This is a genomic window from Streptomyces neyagawaensis (assembly GCF_023516595.1).
GTDB lineage: Bacteria > Actinomycetota > Actinomycetes > Streptomycetales > Streptomycetaceae > Streptomyces > Streptomyces neyagawaensis.
The window spans coordinates 1-15,519 of the sequence record NZ_JAMGBG010000047.1 but is presented as its reverse complement, the minus strand read 5'-3'; the positions used below and the strand labels follow the sequence as shown (position 1 = coordinate 15,519).

Sequence of the window (15,519 nt, the reverse complement as noted above, 5' to 3'; positions counted from 1 at the left end):
GGGCGGGCTGCGGACGGGCGGGCTGCGGACGGGCGGGCTGCGGACGGGCGGGCTGCGGACGGGGAAAGCCGGGGCGTAGCCCCTGGCTTTCAGGGGCGCGGGGAACTGCGCGAACGGCCACGACGCTCCCGCAGGCGCCCGAGCACGCGCACCCCCGAGCTGGTAGGCGCCCGGCCCCACCGACCGGGCACCCTGCCGAGCCGCGCAGCCACCCCGCATTACCGTGGCCCCATGCGCCCGAACGTCCCGAGTGATGCCGATCCCGGCCCCGGCCTCGCCCCAGGTCCCGGCCCCGGCCCCGGCTTCGACTCCGGCCACGGCCCCGTCACCCGCGACGGAGTCGGCCCCCTCCCCGCAGACGGCGACGGAGTCCGCCGCCGCTCCGTCTCCCCCGTCGGCCCCACGCCCTCCTCGCCCCCCGCACCCCCCACACCCCCCGAGGCCGTCGCCCCCCTCATGCGGGGCATCAGCGTGCTGCGGCGGCTCACCGAGGCGGACGGCGTGCTGAGTCTCAGCGCGCTGGAGAAGGCGACCGGCCTCGCGCGCTCCACGGTCGACCGCATCACCGCGACCCTGGCCCGGATGGGCTACGTACGCCTGGACGGCCGCGACGCCGTCCTCGCCCCCCGGCTGATGGAACTGGGCAACGCCTACCTCGCCTCGATCCGCCTCCCCCGTCTCCTCGACGCCCACGCGGACGCCCTCGCCGACGAGTTGGACGAGTCCGTGTCGCTCGCGGTCGCCGACCAGGACGGCGTCCGTTTCATCCACCAGGCGACCCGCCGCCGCGCGATGTCCCTCAGCTTCCGCATCGGCGACCTCCTCCCCGCCGAACGCACCGCCCCCGGCCCCCTGTTCGCCGCCGAGTGGGGGCCCGAGGACTGGGCCCGCTGGCGCGCGCGCCGCGAGGCCGACCCGGAGGGCCGCGGCTTCCCGGCCGTGCCGCCGCGCGAGGGCGCGTACGACGACTTCGAGGCCCGTACGGAGTCGGCGGCGGCCCGAGGGTGGGCGCTGGACGACCAGTTGATCGAGCCGGGGCTGGTCGCGGTGTCCGTACCCGTACGGGACCCCCGTACGGGCCGCGTCGCGTGCGTGGCCAGCGTCGTCAGCCACACCAGCCGGCACACCACCGACTCCCTGCGCTCGACACTGCTGCCGCGACTGCGGGCGACCGTGGCGCGCATGGAGGGGGAGCTGGCAGGCACCCCGCGCGAGCCCGCCGCCCCGGACGGCGGCTCCCCGCCACCGTCCCCCACCCCGACCCCGACCCCGTCCGGTCTCGCCGCGTGGACCGGCGCGTCCAAGCAGGAACTGGGCCGGGAGTTCATCGAGTCGCTGGCGCGTGGTCTGACGGTCGTCACCTCGTTCGGCGAGGGCCGCGCCGACCTCACCCTCACCGACGTCGCCCGGGCCACCGGCCTCGCCCGCGCGACGGCCCGCCGGGCGCTGATCACGCTCGAACACCTCGGGTACGTCGAGTCGTCCGACCGTGTCTTCCGCCTGACCCCGCGCGTCCTGGGCCTCGGCTTCCCGCCCCTGTCGATGCTGCCGCTCCCCCGGATCGCCGCCCCGCACCTGGCGGAACTCTCCGCGAGGGTGCACGAATCGGCGTCCCTCGCGATCCTCACCGCGGGCGGGGACGAGGTGCAGTACACGGCGCGGGTCGCCACCAGCCGGATCATGAGCGTCAACATCACCCTGGGCACACGGTTCCCCGCGTACGCCACGTCCCTGGGCCGCGTGATGCTCGCCGGGCTCCTCCCGGAGGTCTCCCTCCCCGAACGTCTCATCCCGCTGACCCCGCGTTCCGTCACGGACCCCCGGGAGCTGCTCACCGTCCTCGAACGCGTCCGCGCCGACGGCTACGCCCTCGTCGACGGCGAACTGGAGGAGGGCCTCCGCTCCATCGCCGTCCCCGTCCACGACCGCGACGGCCGCGTCACGGCCGCCGTCAACGTCGCGATGCACAGCAGCCGACGGTCGGTGGAGCAGTGCGTGGAGGAGATCCTGCCGGAACTGCGCGCGACGGTGCACCGGATCGAGAGCGAGCTATGGGTGGCAGGCATGTTCCGCCGGGTGCCCGGCGTCTGACGCGTACGCGCGGGCCTCCGGCGTACGGGCGTTTCCCCGGCGAGCGGGCGGGCGGGCGCCTGGCGCGCACCGACGGCCGGCCGTGCGCGGACGCGGCGAAGAACGGTGTACGCAATGAGGTACGTCGTACGCACGGCGGGAAAGGGCTAGCGGCGCCGCCCGCGCGAGCGAGCGGTGTGCGAACACCGTGCGCCCGCCTCTTCGCCCGTACGCACCTTGCGAATGCCGTGCGCTACGGTGGCCGCCACCAGCCGTCGACGCGAGAGGAACCGGCGATGCCAGCCGAGCAGCAGGGCTTCCAGTCGGTGTGGACCCGCCCCCGGACCGGCCGGGAGCAGCCCGCGCTGAGCAGGGAGCACATCGTGTCCGAGGCGCTGCGGCTGCTCGACGAGGAGGGCATCGACGCCCTCAGCATGCGCAAGCTCGGCGGCCGGCTGGGCGCGGGCGCCACCTCCCTCTACCGTCACGTCGCCAACAAGGACGAGCTGATCGAGCTGGCCGTCGACGAGGTCTACGGCGAGATCGAGGTCACCGCCTCCCCCGACCCCGCCACCTGGCGCACGGACACGGCCGCGTGCGCCCACAGCCTGCGCGCGACGATCCTGCGCCACCCCTGGCTCGCCTCCGTGCTCGGCGAGATGGGCATGTCGTACCTCGGCCCCAACTGGATGCGTGTCTCCGAGGCCATGCTGAAACTGCTGACCACCGCCGGTTTCCCGGCGGACGAGGCGGACCGTGCCCTCGGCACCCTCGTCGCGTACGTCACCGGCATGGCCACGAGCGAGGCCGCCTGGCTCACCGTCCTCGCCCGCAGCGGCCAGGACGAGCAGACGCTGGTCGAGCGCCTGTGGCCGGCCGCCGAGGAGGCCGCCCAGGACTATCCGCTGCTGCGGGAGGGCTACGCCGAACAGCGCGGCGCGGACCCGCGGACCGCGCGGGAGGAGGGGTTCCAGTACGGGTTGGAGCGCGTACTGGACGGGTTGGCGACGCGACTGCCGTAGCCGCGCCGCCCACCGCCTGGCCGCCCACCGCCTGACGAACGTCCTACCCGTTGACTCCCGTGTAGCGGCTGAGGCTCCAGTTCCACAGCAGCCGGGACAGGACGAAGGCGACGAGGCCGATGAAGGGCGCGGCCACCGCGAGCGCCCGAGGTACGCCCATGTCACCGCCGTGGCCGGTCAGTACCCCGGCCGGGAAGTAGGCGATGAAGGCGAGCGGTACGACGAAGGTGAACGCGGCGGAGGCGGCCTTCGGCAGGATGCTCAGCGGGTAGCTGCCGAAGGTGCCCATCAGCTCCTCCAGCCACTGGCACCAGTACGAAGTGGCCGGGAAGTGGAACGCGGCCGCGGCCAGCGCCGTGAACAGCGCGGCCTCGACGAGCATCCCGCCGAGAACCCCCGCCACGACGTACGCGATCCGCCCCGCCGTCCAGTCGAGCGAGCTCCGCTGGAGCGCGGCGGCGAACAGCCCGACCGCGACGACCAGGTCACCGATGGCGTTGACGGGGAAGAAGGCTAGCTGGACCTGCCGGTACACCGGCATGGGCCGGATCAGGCAGGGGTCGACGATCCCCTCCTGGACGAGGACGTTCATGTACTGGATCCGGCCGAGGAACAGCACGTACAGCCCGTGGGCGAGCATCCGCATGCTCGCGATCAGCAGCACGTCGGAGCTGGACCAGCCGCCGAGCCCGGGGAACCGGGTGAGCAGCACCGAGGCGAAGACGATGATCGAGACCTGCCAGATCGCCCCGATGGCGACCCCCATCAGGAACTCGCCCCGGTACTCCAGCCGCGCCTTGAAGTTGAGCTTGGTGATCCGCCAGACGACGCGGGCGGCACGGACCCCCCTCACGGACGCGGCGGAGCCCCCGCCGGTGGACGGTGTGGTCATGGTCATCCTCGTCATCCTCCTTGGGCCACGACACGGCGGCCGGCCATGTCCCACAGCCGGCGGGTGAGCAGGGCGAGCAGCACGATCCACACCCCTTGGATCGCCATCTGCCCGAACGCGTCACCGACCCCGATACGGCCGACGTAGATGGAGAGCGGCACGCCGAGGGTCGCCTGGAACGGCAGGAACGCGCTGAGGGTGATGAACCAGTCCGGGAAGTACCAGAGCGGCGCGTACACGCCGGACAGCAGGTTCTGGGCGAAGACGAGGATGAGGAGAGCCGACTCGTTGCGCAGCGTCCAGAAGCACAACAGGTCGACGAGCATCATCACGTAGTACAGGACGAGTTGGCCGAGCAGCATGCTCACGACGAAGACGGCGGCCACCTCGGCGGAGGCGGGCGGGGCGACGACCCCGGCGGCGAGGCAGAGCACGTAACCGCCGAGCACCCAGCCGAAGCCGTACACCTGGTCGCCGAGGGCGCGGAGCGCGTAGTAGCGCTGAGGCCGCAGGGGTCGCAGGTACCAGTAGACGATCGTGCCGAAGTGAAGATGCTGGATGACGGTGTCGCGCCCGGCATGCCGGTCCAGCCCACGGATCCGGCCCGCCAGCACGGCGAGTACGGCGTACCCGACGGCCTGGGTCTCGTCGAGCCCGGCGCTGGACTGGGTGTTCGCGTACAGCCCCCGCCAGAGATAGACGACCAGACACACCTGCACGAACAGCCGTACGGCGGTGGCGGTCATCCGGGGCGGGGCGAGGAACTCCCCGCGCGGCGTGATCGAGGCGATGCGCCGGAGGCGGGAGAGGGCGGTCGGGGTGGGGGTGGAGGTGGGCGTGGGCGTGGGGGTGGGGGCTGATGTGGGGGTCGAGGTGGGGGTCGGGGGTGGAGTCGGCGCCATGGTCAACCGCCCTGGGAGGCGGAGGTGACGGCGGCCGAAGAGGACGAGGAGTGCTTCTGTCCCGGCACGTCACTGAGGTAGGCGGAGCGCATGACGTCCTCGAGGTCGTTCTCCTCCAGGGCGAGATCGGTGACCTGGAAGCGCCCGATGACGACCTTCAGGGCCTCGTGCACGGAGGGGGCGCCGTCCCCGACGGGCCCGAACACGACGCGGGGCCCTTCGCGCCGCTGGACGCCGATGCCGGCGAAGCCGGGCAGGGAGGAGAGGTCGCGCTGACCGCCGTGGGGACCGCCGGGGCTGTGGGAACCGCCGACGCCGGGGGAACCGTCGGGGCCGGGGGAACCGTCGGGGCCGTCGCCGCCGACGAGTTGCTCCTGGCGCTCGATCTCCTGGACGTCGGCGGGGTCGGCAAGGGTGGCGCGGATCTGCCAGGTGCCACCGAAGCGGCGCCGGATCTCCTGGAGCGGCCCGTCGAGGACGATGCGGCCGTGGTTGATGAGGACGACCCGTTCGGCGAGCCGGGCGACCTCGGTCATGTCGTGCGTGGTGAGCAGTACGGTCCGCTCCCGCTCCTCGACCTGGTGCCGCAGGAACCGCCGGACCTGCTCCTTCACGACCACGTCCATGCCGATGGTGGGTTCGTCGAGGAAGACGACGGGAGGGTCGTGCAGCAGCGAGGCGGCGAGATCGCACCGGACGCGCTGCCCGAGGGACAGATGCCGGACGCGGGTGTCCCAGAACTCGGAGAGTTCGAGCAGCCCGTCGAACTCGTCGATGCGTTCCCGGTACCGGTCCTCGGGGACGCCGTAGATGTCGCGGAGGATCGCGAACGACTCCCGGGCGGGCAGGTCCCACCACAACTGGGTCCGCTGCCCGAAGACGGCACCGATGTTGTGGGCGTTGCGCTCCCGGTCCCGGTGCGGCACGACGCCGGCGACGAGAGCCTCGCCGGAGGTGGGGGTGAGGATGCCGGTGAGCATCTTGATCGTGGTGGACTTGCCGGCCCCGTTGGGACCGAGGAGTGCGAGCAACTCCCCTTTCCCCACACGGAAGTCGACGTCCCGCACCGCGACCTTGGCCACGCGTTCCGGGCTGACGAGCGACCGGAGCGCCCCGCCGAGCCCTGGCCGGCGCACGGTCGTATGGAACACCTTGGACAACCCGCGCGCCTCGATCACCGCGTTCAATGGCATCACATCCGTTCTGTTCAGCGCCCTGCCACACGGGCGGCGCCCGCCGTGCCAGAACCGCACTCCGACAACCATCCGGACGCCCACCCGAGATCCCGTCCGAAGCCCACCCGAAGGCCACCCAAAGCCCGTCCGAAATCCCGAACACCGTCCGACGCAACGGCGCCGATGCTAGGCCCCTCCCCCGACAGGGAGAACCGAATTACCAGCCCCCAGCCCCAAACAGATCCGACCACCCCACCCCCACCCGCTACACTGACGGCGGCGAAGCACCACACCACGCCACCCCGCCTTCGCGCCTTCGTAGCTCAGGGGATAGAGCACCGCTCTCCTAAAGCGGGTGTCGCAGGTTCGAATCCTGCCGGGGGCACCAGCCAAAAGGCCCCGGACCGATCATGGTCCGGGGCCTTTGACATCTACTTCTGACATCAACGAGGACGGTCACTCACAACCGGCCGCCGCTTGAGCAGCCGATCCATGTGGCTGATGGCCTCGCGCTGCGTGTCCTGCACGACGTGCGTGTACACGTCCATGGTGATGCTGATCTGACTGTGCCCGAGGATCTCCATCACGACGCGGGGCGCGACTCCGGCCGCCGTGAGGAGGGTCGCAGTGCCGTGCCGAGCGTCATGGAGCCGGATGACGCGGAGGCCGGCCGACTCGGCGACGCGGGTGAAGGAGCGGTACACGTTCCGCGGCTCGACCTGGCGACCGGTGCGGGTGGTGAAGACGTAGCCCGACTCGTGCCACTGCTCCCCCGCCTTGACGCGCGCGGCCGACTGCCGCATACGGTGCCAGCGCAGCGGGGCGATGCAGAGCGCGGGCAGAGGGACGACGCGACGACGGCGGCTCTTGGGGTCGTCGTCGTACAGGACGCCACGGCGTCGCTGGGTCTGCTGGCGGACGTAGAGGACGCGGTTGTCGAGGTCGAGGTCGGACCAGCGAAGACCGATGATCTCTCCCCGGCGCAGACCCATGGCGATGGCGAGCACGAAGGCCGCGTAGAGCGGATCTCTGCGGGACGCGGCGAGGAAGTCGAGCGTCTCGTCCAGGCTCCAGGGCTTCAGCTCCCTGTTGTCCGTGCGCGGCGGCTCGACCAGCTTGGCGACGTTGCGCGCGATCAGCTCTTCGCGGCAGGCCGATGACAGTGCGGAACGCAGAACTCGGTGCGACTCCTTGGCGGTTGCCGCACTGGTCTCCTTCTCCAGGCGGACGAGGAAGCGACGTACGTCGGCGACGCCGAGAGATTCGAGCCTCTTGGAGCCGAGCAGCGGCACCAGGTAGAGCCGGACGTGCGACTCGTACTTGTCGTACGTGCTGAGCTTCCGCCGAGGCTTGATCACGTTGTCCAGCCAGTACGGCAACCACTCGGAGAGCTTGGCCGAGCGGGTCGGCACCGGCACGCCCTGGTCAACCTTGGCGAGCAGCTCCCGGCGCTTGGTGTCGCACTCCTGCCAGGTCTTGCCGTAGGCGAACTTGCGGGCGCGGGTGCCGTCCGGCTGGAGCACGTAGACGGCGCACTGATAGCGGCCGTCCTTGCGCTTGGTGATCGTGCCCGCCCCGTTCGGGTTGCGCTTGCGCTGGCCGGCCATCAGGCAGCCGCCTCCATTTCGTGGGTGATGTAGTCGCTAAGGGCCCGCGCGGGGATGCGGCGGCATCGGCCGATGGTGATCGAAGGCAGCCGACGGGAGCGGATCAGGTCGTAGACCGTCGACCGGCCGAGCTTGAGTCGCGCCATGACGTCAGCCACGGTCAACAGCTCGTCGTCACGCATGCGTCGGTTCTCCTTCCGTTCCGGCGGCGGGGGCGAGGGATTCGGCGAGCCAGGCTTCGGTGTCGGATAGGCCGGTTCCGGCGAAGACCCAGTGCGCGAGGACGTACGTCGTGTCGGGCGCGGAATCGTTGGCCGTTGCGGCTTGGGCGCGGCGCCATTCGGCGCGGGCGTCGCGGAGTGCGCCGAGGGTGGTGGAGTAGCGGCGGGATTTGGTGGAGAAGTGGCCGCGGAAGCCGAGCATGTGGGCCCAGGCGCGTAGGCGGAGGTGTTCGAGATCCTTGCGTGCGCCGAGGGCCCAGGCGGTTCGGATGAGGCGGCGGGCGTGGTCGCTGATGTCGAGCTGGGCGAGTTCGGCGGCGAACTTCAGCGGGCGGTCGAGAGCTCCCGTGGCGGCTTCGGCGCCCTTGGTTGCGTACTTGGCGATGTACGCGGCGACCGCGCGTTCGGTCAGCTCCTGGCCGTCGTTGAAGTCGGCGGAGCGGATGGTGCGGACGTCGAGTTGGCGGCCGAAGGTGAAGGTGTGGGTGCGTCCGTCGATGGCCAGGCCGTCGACGCGGACCTTGGCTGCGGCCATCTCGATGGCGTCCGTGAGTAGTTCGGCGGTGGCCCAGGCCGGGGGTGGGGTGTCGCCCCCGGTGGGGCCGTCGATGCGGATGACGGCGTGGAAGTGGACGGCGCCGCGCTTTTGGTATTCGGCGACCTTGGCGAAGGAGACGCGGGCGTGGTCGCGGAAGCGGCGTTGTGACAGGCCCGCGCGCTTGGCGACTTCCCGTCGCAGGTAGGTGGAGAAGCGCTGCCAGAGCGGACCGGCGTGCGCGTTCCAGAGAACGGCCGCTCCGTAGTCGTACGTGTCCGGGTCGAGCGCGGTGCCGAGTACGGCGTCGTCCTGGTCGTGGCGGGTGCCGCAGCGGCAGGGGCGCCCGCTGGAGGGGCGGTTGTGGACCGGGCCGAAGCTCGGGGCGGTGAAGGTGGCGAAGACGCGCGGGTGGGTGGCGACGTGTTCGGGGATGCCCTTGCCGCCGCGCAGGCCGGAGGTGATCAGGTGGAAGGTGTCGCGGCGGTAGACCTCGGAGCAGGCCGCGCAGCGGGTGGTGCGGCGGTTGTTGCAGCGGACGAGGAGTTGACCGGCAGGGAGGTCGGTGGAGTCGAGGTGCTGGAGGACGCGGCCGATCTCGCCGGTTGTGGTGTCGACGTCGTGCTCGGTGCGGTGGCCGTCGAGGCGGATGGGGTGGGTACAGCCGCCGAGTCCGGAGAGCTGACGGAGGATACCGGGCAGGGTTCCGTGCTCGGCCAGCTTCGCGAGTTCCGGGAGCGGGGGCGGCGTGGTGCGGGTGAAGATGGCGATTCTCCTTCTGACTGGCTCGGTCAGGAGTGATGGCCCCGGGGCGGCGGATGCTTGGTCGTGTGTGCCGCCCCGGGTGTCGTGCGCGTTCAGCGCTGGTTCTGCTCGCGGATCAGGGAGCGCAGGACCACGGCCGCGATGGCGACGGAGATGGCCGAGACGGCGACGGCGGCCAGGAGCGCGGTGAGGACGACACCGCCGACGACCACGGCCGCCACGACTCCGGGGCTGATGGAGACCGCCGGGAGTGAGCGCCGTACGGGCGCCGGATCGGCCGGGGCGTGGGTGTGTGCGGGCGGCGGGGTGGGGCTGTCGGGGTACTTGGGCAGGAACACGGTCAGGCTCTCCTTATCTACTCGTCTAGGCATGTGAGCCGTTTATGACGTCCACGCCGGAGCGGGTGCCGGATTCGATGGCGGGGGCGAGGAAGGTTTGCGAGAGGTAGAAGCCGAAGAGGGCGATCAGTACGACGACCCAGGTGCGGACGCCGAGGAACTTGACCGCGCCCCAGGCGAAGAAGCCGAGGACGACGACGAGCGGCAGGCTGACGGTCACGGTGTGCGGGGTCCCTTCGGAGGATCAGCGGACGGGGCAGCGGTGGGTGCGGGCGGCCAGCTCGGCGGCGGCGCGGCTGTCGTAGTCGGCGGAGAAGTTGCAGCGCGGAGCCGTGCAGGCGGTGGTGTGCTTCTCACGGCCCCGGCCGTCGTAGGACGTGGCGACCTGGACGGGGCCGATGCGGGTGACGTTTCGGAAGCGGCGGTTGGGCATGATCAGTCCTCCTGTCGCAGGCTGGGGCCGGGGAAGTCGTGCAGGATGCGGGCGGCTTCGGCGGGGTCCGTGACGCGGTCGGCGGCTTCTTCGGCGAGGAGCCGGGCCAGCGTGGTACGGCCACTGACGGCCATCTCGCGGGCCGCTTCGAGGTAGTCGGCGGCGGTGTTGAAGGTGAACAGGGGCACGGGTCAGCTCCCGGTCGGGGCAAGGTGGGCGGCGATAACTTCGGCCATGGGCGCGGGGACGCCGAGGCGAGCGCGGAGGGTTGGGGTGTCGATGGGTGTTCCGGTGCGGGTGTGGTGGTCGGCGGCGACCTTGCGGGCGTGTTCGACGAGGGCGGCCGGGACGGGCACGGCGGGCCGCTCGGGCGGCGGTGGCTCGATGGCCGGTGGTGTCGGCGGCGGTTCCTCGGGGGCGAGTTCGGGCGCGTGCTCCTGGTCCACGGTGTCGTCCGTGTTCTCCGTGTCCTTGTCGGTCGTCGTCGGTGTGGAGTGGGCGAGGAGGGTGCCGCCAAGGAAGGCCACGGCAGGCCAGCCCGCGACGAGGATGCGCAGCCAGGCCGGTACGTCGTTGAGGTCGAGTAGGCCGGCGGTGGCGACGTTCGCTCCGAGGGAGGCGGCGAGGGCGATGACGAACCAGCACCACCCGGCCGCTTTCGCCTCACCGGACCGCAGTCGGCGCCAGGCGGCGACGAGCAGCAGGTCGACCGAGATCGGGTAGGCCCACGCTTTCCACCCGTCCTGACCGGCCGCCGAGGCGATGTCGTGCAGGTGGGCGAAGGACAGCGCGGCGGCGATGAGCGCCTGGACGAGCACCGCGTCGACACGGGCCAGTTGGGCGCGCATGGTGCAGCTCCTTTCCGATTCAGGCATGGCGGGGGTAGGGAGTTGGCGCGAGGCGGTCACGCCGACCGGGGTGAGGGGTGGGCGAGGGTCAGTCGGTCACCGGGTGCGGCTGCATTGCCGGGGCTGAGGACTCGACGGACCGTACGGGGATGTCGGGCTGGAAGGGCTTGAGCGCAGGCAAGTCGGGCACGAGGTGGGCCGAGTCCCGGCAGATCTCGGCGGCGGCGCCGAGGGAGAGGTACGGCGTGCGGATGCGGGACCAGCCGCCGGAGGTGTCACCGGCCACGGCCAGGCCGGGCAGTTCGGGAGCGATGGCGCAGGCGGCGAAGACGGCTTCGGGGGCGATGTCGCCGAGGGCCATTTTCGCGGAGGCTTCGTCGTTGACGCGGTGGCAGACCCGGCCGGTGAGCTGAGCGCGGAGCATGGTGGCGCCCTTGCCCAGCTCGGCGCCGAAGCGCTGTCCGCAGACCTCCAGGTAGATCCCGGCGGCGCGGCCGAGCTGGGCGAGGCGGATGAGCTGGGTGACCATCTCGTCGCGCCGTTCCTCGTCCTTCTTCGTGGCGACGAGGAAGAGTTCGGCCACCTCGTCGACGAACAGCACGATCGGCACCGGGCGTTCGCTCTCGGGCAGGCCCCAGATGTCGGAGGTGATCTCCTCGTCGGGGGTGCCGGGGGCGATGCCTTGCCGGGCCTTGATCAGGTCGTATCGGTTCTCCATCTCCTTCACGAGCACGGGCAGCAGCTCGGCAGCTTCGTCGGGATCGGTGGCGAGGGCGGAGAGCCGGGAGGCAAACGGCGCCAGCTCCACACCGCGCTTGCAGTCGATACCGACCAGGGCGACGGGCTGTCGAGCGAGTCCGGCGATCAGGTGCCGCAGGTACATGGACTTCCCCGAGAGCGTGGCGCCGAGGGTGAGTTGGTGCGGGATGGTGCGGTAGTCGCGTACGAACGGGGTGGCGTCCTCCCGCAGTGCCACGGGCACCTTGAGGAGTTCGGCGGTGGCCTTGCGGGGCATCCGCACGTTTCGCAGTACGTCGAAGCCGACGAGTCTCAGTTCGACCACGCCCGGCTTGACCGTCGAGACGTACACGGCGTGAACGCCCCAGGCATGCCGTAGCCGTTCGGCCGAGGCGGCAACGTCGGCGGGTTCCTGCCCCGGAGCGAGCCGGAGACGAAGCCGCAGCCCGGTCGAGGTAGGCCGGATGATGCCCCGACGCGGCGGCACCGGCCGGACCTCCCGGCGAGTGGTGGCCTTGACGGCGAGGACCCGTAGCCGGGACGGCGCCACGGTCAGGCCGCACGCCTCCATGACCGAGCCGTAGGAGCCGAGGAGCCGGGCGGTGGATATCGGCAGGCCGACCGTGGGCCAGTACACGCGGGGGTGCTTGGCCCGGGCGTAGGCAGCCCCGCCGCCGAGTGCGGCGACAGGACCACCCACCTCCAGAAGTGTCACCAGATCGGACATCAGGCGGTGGCCCCCATGGCGGCCGGGAAGGCGGCCGGAGTCACGGCGGCGGCGCGGAAGGCGATGCCGTGTCGCTGCTGCCCGTTGAACACGCTCTCCCACGGCCGGGCAACCAGCCCCGGCAGCGAGACCGGCGCCCCCAGCGCCAGCCCGTCGGCCACACCGCCCTCAGGAACGGTGACCTTGACCAGCGACGACTCCCCGTCCTCGATGTAGACGACGCCGAGCGTCATCAGCGCTTCCCCACTGACGGCGTCCTTGGCGATCTCACCCGTCTGCCGGTCCCGGACCTTGGGCTCAGGAGCCTCGGTCAGCAGGATCGTGGCGGCCGAGGTCTCAACACGAATGGTGCGCAAGGCAGTTCACCCATCTACTCGTCTATACATGATGCGGTCTGCGAACCCGATCTCCGGGCTCACGTTGACCACCCTGCCACACCACTTGCCCACTCGTCTATACGAGTATGCCTGTTGGGGTGTACGAGTCGGAGAAGCGTCCCCCGCGCACCACCGCAAATCACCTCATCACGTCGCCGGAAGCTGATACGACAGCACGTATGCGTCCGCAGCCATGACCGTGTCGCAGACCTCCACGGCCCGGCCTTCGGTGTCGAAGGCGGTCCGGATCAGGTGGATCACCGGCACACCGGAGGCGAGCCGGAGCGTCTTGACCTCGGCCGGCGAGGGCATCCGGGCCCGAATCTCCTCCTCGAAGTGATCGAGGCGATGCCCCAGCTCCTCAAGACGGGCGTAGATACCGCCGGGTCCGGGGTTGGGTTCGGCGATAGGCGTACCGCGCGCGATGTCGAGCGGCAGATACGAGGTGGCGAACTCGACCGGCCGCCCGTCCAGCAGATAGCGCCGCCGACGAGCCAGCACCCGCCGCACGGAGCCGAGCCGGGTGGAGACGTCCTGACTGGCCTTCTCTTCCTTGACCTCAAGGCTGTCGACCTGGGGGTGACTGCCGGCCGCGTTGGCTTCGACGATGAAGGCCGCCTTGCCCTGCTCGCGGTGGCGCCGGGCGAACCGGTCGGATGCGAGTCGCCGCACGGGCGGCCGGGGCCGGACGAAGACGCCCTTGCCGTGCTCGGCGTGCACGAGCCCTTCGCCCTGGAGGACGGAGAAGGAGTTGCGGACCGTCATCCGGGATACCCCGTAGTGGTCAACAAGCTCAGCCTCCGAGGGCAGTTTTTCACCCTCCTTGAACCGCCCGCGGTCGATGGCTTCACGCAACTGGTCGGCGATCTGCCGAAAGACCGCACGATCGCTCGTGGGGTCGAGATCACCGAGGAAGCCGGAAGGAAGAGAGGGCACGTGTACTCCTTTAGATATCTAGACGAGTGGGCGATTGTTGTTGCTACGGTGGAGAGCCTAGCCAGCCGAGAGGGCCGAGGAACGTGAGCACCGACCGTCCGCACTCCGTGAGCGTCGCCGGAGTCATCGTCGACGACCAGGGCCGGGCCCTCTTGATCAAACGCCGTGACAACGGCAAGTGGGAGCCCCCGGGCGGAGTCCTCGAACGCGAGGAAACCTTGCCCGAGGCCCTCCAGCGCGAAGTACTCGAAGAGACCGGCATCAAGATCGCACTTCCCGCGACCCTGACCGGCGTCTACAAGAACATGACGGGCCTGATCGTCTCGCTGGTCTTCCGCTGCGAGGCGGCCGACGGCACGCCGACCACCGGCGACGAGACCCGCGCACTGCGCTGGGCCACCCGTGAAGAAGTCACCGAGCTTGCCGACGAGGCATACGCGATCCGCGTCCTGGACGCACTCGACGCCGCATCCCCGCCGGCCATCCGCGCCCACGACGGCGTGAAACTCATCTAGCCCGAACCCGCTGCACATGGCGGCCTACCAGCATGAAGGAACTTGTATGCACGAGTATACGAGCAGTGCGCGGGTCTGGGGACTCACTTGCCCAGGATTTCCCGAAGAGGTGAGCCGGGCCCGCCGCTGGACCCGCGACATCCTGCGCGGATCTCCCATGGTCGAGGACGCCGAGTTGATCGTGAGCGAGCTGAGCGCGAACGCGATCCTCCACACGGCCAGCGGCATGGAATCCGGCAGCTTCCACCTGGCCCTTGCGGTGACCCGGCAGGTGATCGCCCTGTCGGTGACGGACGGCGGAGGAACAGGGACCGCCCCCAAGGCCGAGCACCAGGACGGCGAGGCCGAACACGGCCGGGGCCTGGGCATGGTCACCGCACTCGCCCACCGGGTCGTGGTCCACGGCAGCGAGGGCGGCTACACGGTCACCGCGGAACTGTTCATCGGCACCCGACCGGGAGACCACCTGTGCTGAAGAGCGAAGCCCGCAAGGGCTACTGGTGCGAGTGCTGGACCGAAGACCTCACCGACGAGGGCGGGTTGGTACTCCGTGCATCCTTCGACGCCTACTCGGCGCCCCAGGCTGACAGGTGGGTTGCCGTCGCGCTGCGCACCATCTCACCGGCATTCGACCCGGAAGCATCCGAGCAGGCATGGCAGTGGCTGTACGACGGCCGCATAGACACCCGACGAGCCCTCCTGCGCTCCGAGCCCTGCACCGTGTCCGTCACCTTCTTCACCACCCGCATCACCTGGACGATCCGACCAGTGATCTTCCTGCCGCTCGCACACCGCCAGAGCACGGAACTGCCAGCTTGCGCATACGACTTCAAGCCCCGACCGCCCCAGCGGACCGACTGAGTTACAACTTTCTCTACTGATTCAAGGCGGCTCGCTCCGCTCCCCGCGCGCGGCCCGGCCCCCGGCCGGGCCTGCGCTCCTGCCTTCGTCCCGCTCCAGCCCGGCCGACGTCCGTACCGCGCTCAGAGCCGTCAGCAAACGAAGCCAGAGAGGGGTACATCGCGGGCGAAAGGCGGCTCCGTGATTACATCTAAGCCGCGAGCTTTCGCCCTAAAGCGTCAAGCGGTCAGCGAGTTTGCCACTTTCTCGCTTACAAACTGATCCCTGAGATATCCAAGAATCCCATGTGGATTACCCTTAGGATTCTTGATATCGTCGACATTTTCAATCTTGGCTGGAAAATTATCCCGATCCAGCCTCTGGAAAAGTGCAATCGGATCACGAGGATCCGACGCATTAAACCATTGATCGACGCTTGGGGGTTTGGTCAACTGGGGGAGTGCATCCTTGACCGTTGGGATGCCCAGCGGTGAGCCCAATGTGACAAATAGAGGGGCGCTGCACTCACTCTCCAGAAGAACACAGTAAGCCACAATGGTGCCTAGCGAATGACTCAC

At 70.3% G+C, this 15,519-nt stretch carries 19 protein-coding genes, 1 tRNA gene and 1 pseudogene; 6 read left to right on the top strand and 15 right to left on the bottom strand.

The window, feature by feature from the left end; translation table 11 throughout:
• Positions 1-456 precede the first annotated feature (456 nt).
• Both M8J73_RS21165 and M8J73_RS21160 read left to right on the top strand, forming a co-directional pair.
• Entirely contained in the window at positions 457-2,091 is a 1,635-nt protein-coding gene (locus M8J73_RS21165; protein WP_249828943.1) for an IclR family transcriptional regulator domain-containing protein, read from the top strand.
• Between the two features lie 275 nt (positions 2,092-2,366).
• Positions 2,367-3,092, top strand: coding sequence for a TetR/AcrR family transcriptional regulator (locus tag M8J73_RS21160; RefSeq protein WP_055542818.1), 726 nt, complete (start codon positions 2,367-2,369; stop codon positions 3,090-3,092).
• A gap of 43 nt (positions 3,093-3,135) precedes the next feature.
• Here the strand turns inward: M8J73_RS21160 and M8J73_RS21155 are convergent, their stop codons facing one another.
• From M8J73_RS21155 to M8J73_RS21145, 3 genes are all read right to left on the bottom strand, one after another.
• Positions 3,136-3,984, bottom strand: a complete 849-nt coding sequence (locus M8J73_RS21155; protein WP_206188061.1) for an ABC transporter permease — start codon at positions 3,982-3,984, stop codon at positions 3,136-3,138.
• A gap of 11 nt (positions 3,985-3,995) precedes the next feature.
• The gene (locus tag M8J73_RS21150; protein ID WP_249828942.1) at positions 3,996-4,730 is read right to left on the bottom strand and encodes an ABC transporter permease; all 735 of its coding nucleotides are present in this window, start codon (positions 4,728-4,730) and stop codon (positions 3,996-3,998) included.
• A gap of 158 nt (positions 4,731-4,888) precedes the next feature.
• Positions 4,889-6,079, bottom strand: a complete 1,191-nt coding sequence (locus tag M8J73_RS21145; protein ID WP_372503987.1) for an ABC transporter ATP-binding protein — start codon at positions 6,077-6,079, stop codon at positions 4,889-4,891.
• Between the two features lie 294 nt (positions 6,080-6,373).
• Here M8J73_RS21145 and M8J73_RS21140 point away from each other — a divergent pair.
• Positions 6,374-6,449: transfer RNA gene (locus tag M8J73_RS21140), tRNA-Arg, on the top strand.
• 55 nt (positions 6,450-6,504) lie between these two features.
• Here the strand turns inward: M8J73_RS21140 and M8J73_RS21135 are convergent.
• The 11 genes from M8J73_RS21135 to M8J73_RS21085 all read right to left on the bottom strand — a co-directional run bounded on the left by M8J73_RS21135 (position 6,505) and on the right by M8J73_RS21085 (position 13,586).
• A complete protein-coding gene (locus tag M8J73_RS21135; protein ID WP_107423884.1) occupies positions 6,505-7,668 on the bottom strand; it encodes a tyrosine-type recombinase/integrase in 1,164 nt (387 codons plus the stop codon).
• Entirely contained in the window at positions 7,668-7,850 is a 183-nt protein-coding gene (locus M8J73_RS21130) for a helix-turn-helix domain-containing protein (RefSeq protein WP_037705495.1), read from the bottom strand. Before M8J73_RS21130 ends, M8J73_RS21135 begins: the two co-directional genes overlap by 1 nt.
• On the bottom strand, positions 7,843-9,126 hold the full coding sequence (locus M8J73_RS21125; protein ID WP_079054631.1) for a replication initiator: 1,284 nt from the start codon (positions 9,124-9,126) through the stop codon (positions 7,843-7,845). The genes M8J73_RS21130 and M8J73_RS21125 overlap by 8 nt, the downstream gene beginning before the upstream one ends.
• A gap of 155 nt (positions 9,127-9,281) precedes the next feature.
• Positions 9,282-9,527: a hypothetical protein gene (locus M8J73_RS21120; protein ID WP_055536739.1), complete on the bottom strand. Its 246-nt coding sequence runs from the start codon at positions 9,525-9,527 to the stop codon at positions 9,282-9,284.
• A 25-nt stretch (positions 9,528-9,552) separates the two neighbouring features.
• Positions 9,553-9,747, bottom strand: a complete 195-nt coding sequence (locus M8J73_RS21115; protein ID WP_033531893.1) for a hypothetical protein — start codon at positions 9,745-9,747, stop codon at positions 9,553-9,555.
• Between the two features lie 24 nt (positions 9,748-9,771).
• Positions 9,772-9,963 (bottom strand): mobile element transfer protein, encoded by a 192-nt coding sequence (locus tag M8J73_RS21110; protein ID WP_107423885.1) that lies wholly within the window; start codon positions 9,961-9,963, stop codon positions 9,772-9,774.
• Positions 9,963-10,148 (bottom strand): hypothetical protein, encoded by a 186-nt coding sequence (locus M8J73_RS21105; protein WP_055536741.1) that lies wholly within the window; start codon positions 10,146-10,148, stop codon positions 9,963-9,965. The genes M8J73_RS21110 and M8J73_RS21105 overlap by 1 nt, the downstream gene beginning before the upstream one ends.
• Before the next feature lie 3 nt (positions 10,149-10,151).
• On the bottom strand, positions 10,152-10,808 hold the full coding sequence (locus tag M8J73_RS21100) for a DUF2637 domain-containing protein (protein ID WP_055536742.1): 657 nt from the start codon (positions 10,806-10,808) through the stop codon (positions 10,152-10,154).
• An 88-nt stretch (positions 10,809-10,896) separates the two neighbouring features.
• Positions 10,897-12,273, bottom strand: a complete 1,377-nt coding sequence (locus M8J73_RS21095; protein ID WP_055536743.1) for an FtsK/SpoIIIE domain-containing protein — start codon at positions 12,271-12,273, stop codon at positions 10,897-10,899.
• Positions 12,273-12,629, bottom strand: coding sequence for an SCO3933 family regulatory protein (locus tag M8J73_RS21090; RefSeq protein WP_055536744.1), 357 nt, complete (start codon positions 12,627-12,629; stop codon positions 12,273-12,275). The genes M8J73_RS21095 and M8J73_RS21090 overlap by 1 nt, the downstream gene beginning before the upstream one ends.
• A 168-nt stretch (positions 12,630-12,797) precedes the next feature.
• Positions 12,798-13,586, bottom strand: a complete 789-nt coding sequence (locus tag M8J73_RS21085) for a GntR family transcriptional regulator (RefSeq protein ID WP_055536745.1) — start codon at positions 13,584-13,586, stop codon at positions 12,798-12,800.
• 107 nt (positions 13,587-13,693) lie between these two features.
• Here M8J73_RS21085 and M8J73_RS21080 point away from each other — a divergent pair, with 107 nt between their 5' ends.
• The 3 genes from M8J73_RS21080 to M8J73_RS21070 are packed head-to-tail and all read left to right on the top strand — an operon-like array spanning position 13,694 to position 14,962.
• On the top strand, positions 13,694-14,101 hold the full coding sequence (locus M8J73_RS21080) for an NUDIX hydrolase (protein WP_037705728.1): 408 nt from the start codon (positions 13,694-13,696) through the stop codon (positions 14,099-14,101).
• A 46-nt stretch (positions 14,102-14,147) separates the two neighbouring features.
• Positions 14,148-14,576 (top strand): ATP-binding protein, encoded by a 429-nt coding sequence (locus tag M8J73_RS21075; RefSeq protein WP_055536746.1) that lies wholly within the window; start codon positions 14,148-14,150, stop codon positions 14,574-14,576.
• Positions 14,570-14,962, top strand: coding sequence for a hypothetical protein (locus M8J73_RS21070; RefSeq protein WP_055536747.1), 393 nt, complete (start codon positions 14,570-14,572; stop codon positions 14,960-14,962). The genes M8J73_RS21075 and M8J73_RS21070 overlap by 7 nt, the downstream gene beginning before the upstream one ends.
• A 218-nt stretch (positions 14,963-15,180) precedes the next feature.
• On the opposite strand, the pseudogene M8J73_RS21065 reads toward M8J73_RS21070, so the two are convergent.
• Positions 15,181-15,519, bottom strand: a pseudogene (locus tag M8J73_RS21065) (hypothetical protein); the annotation flags it as partial.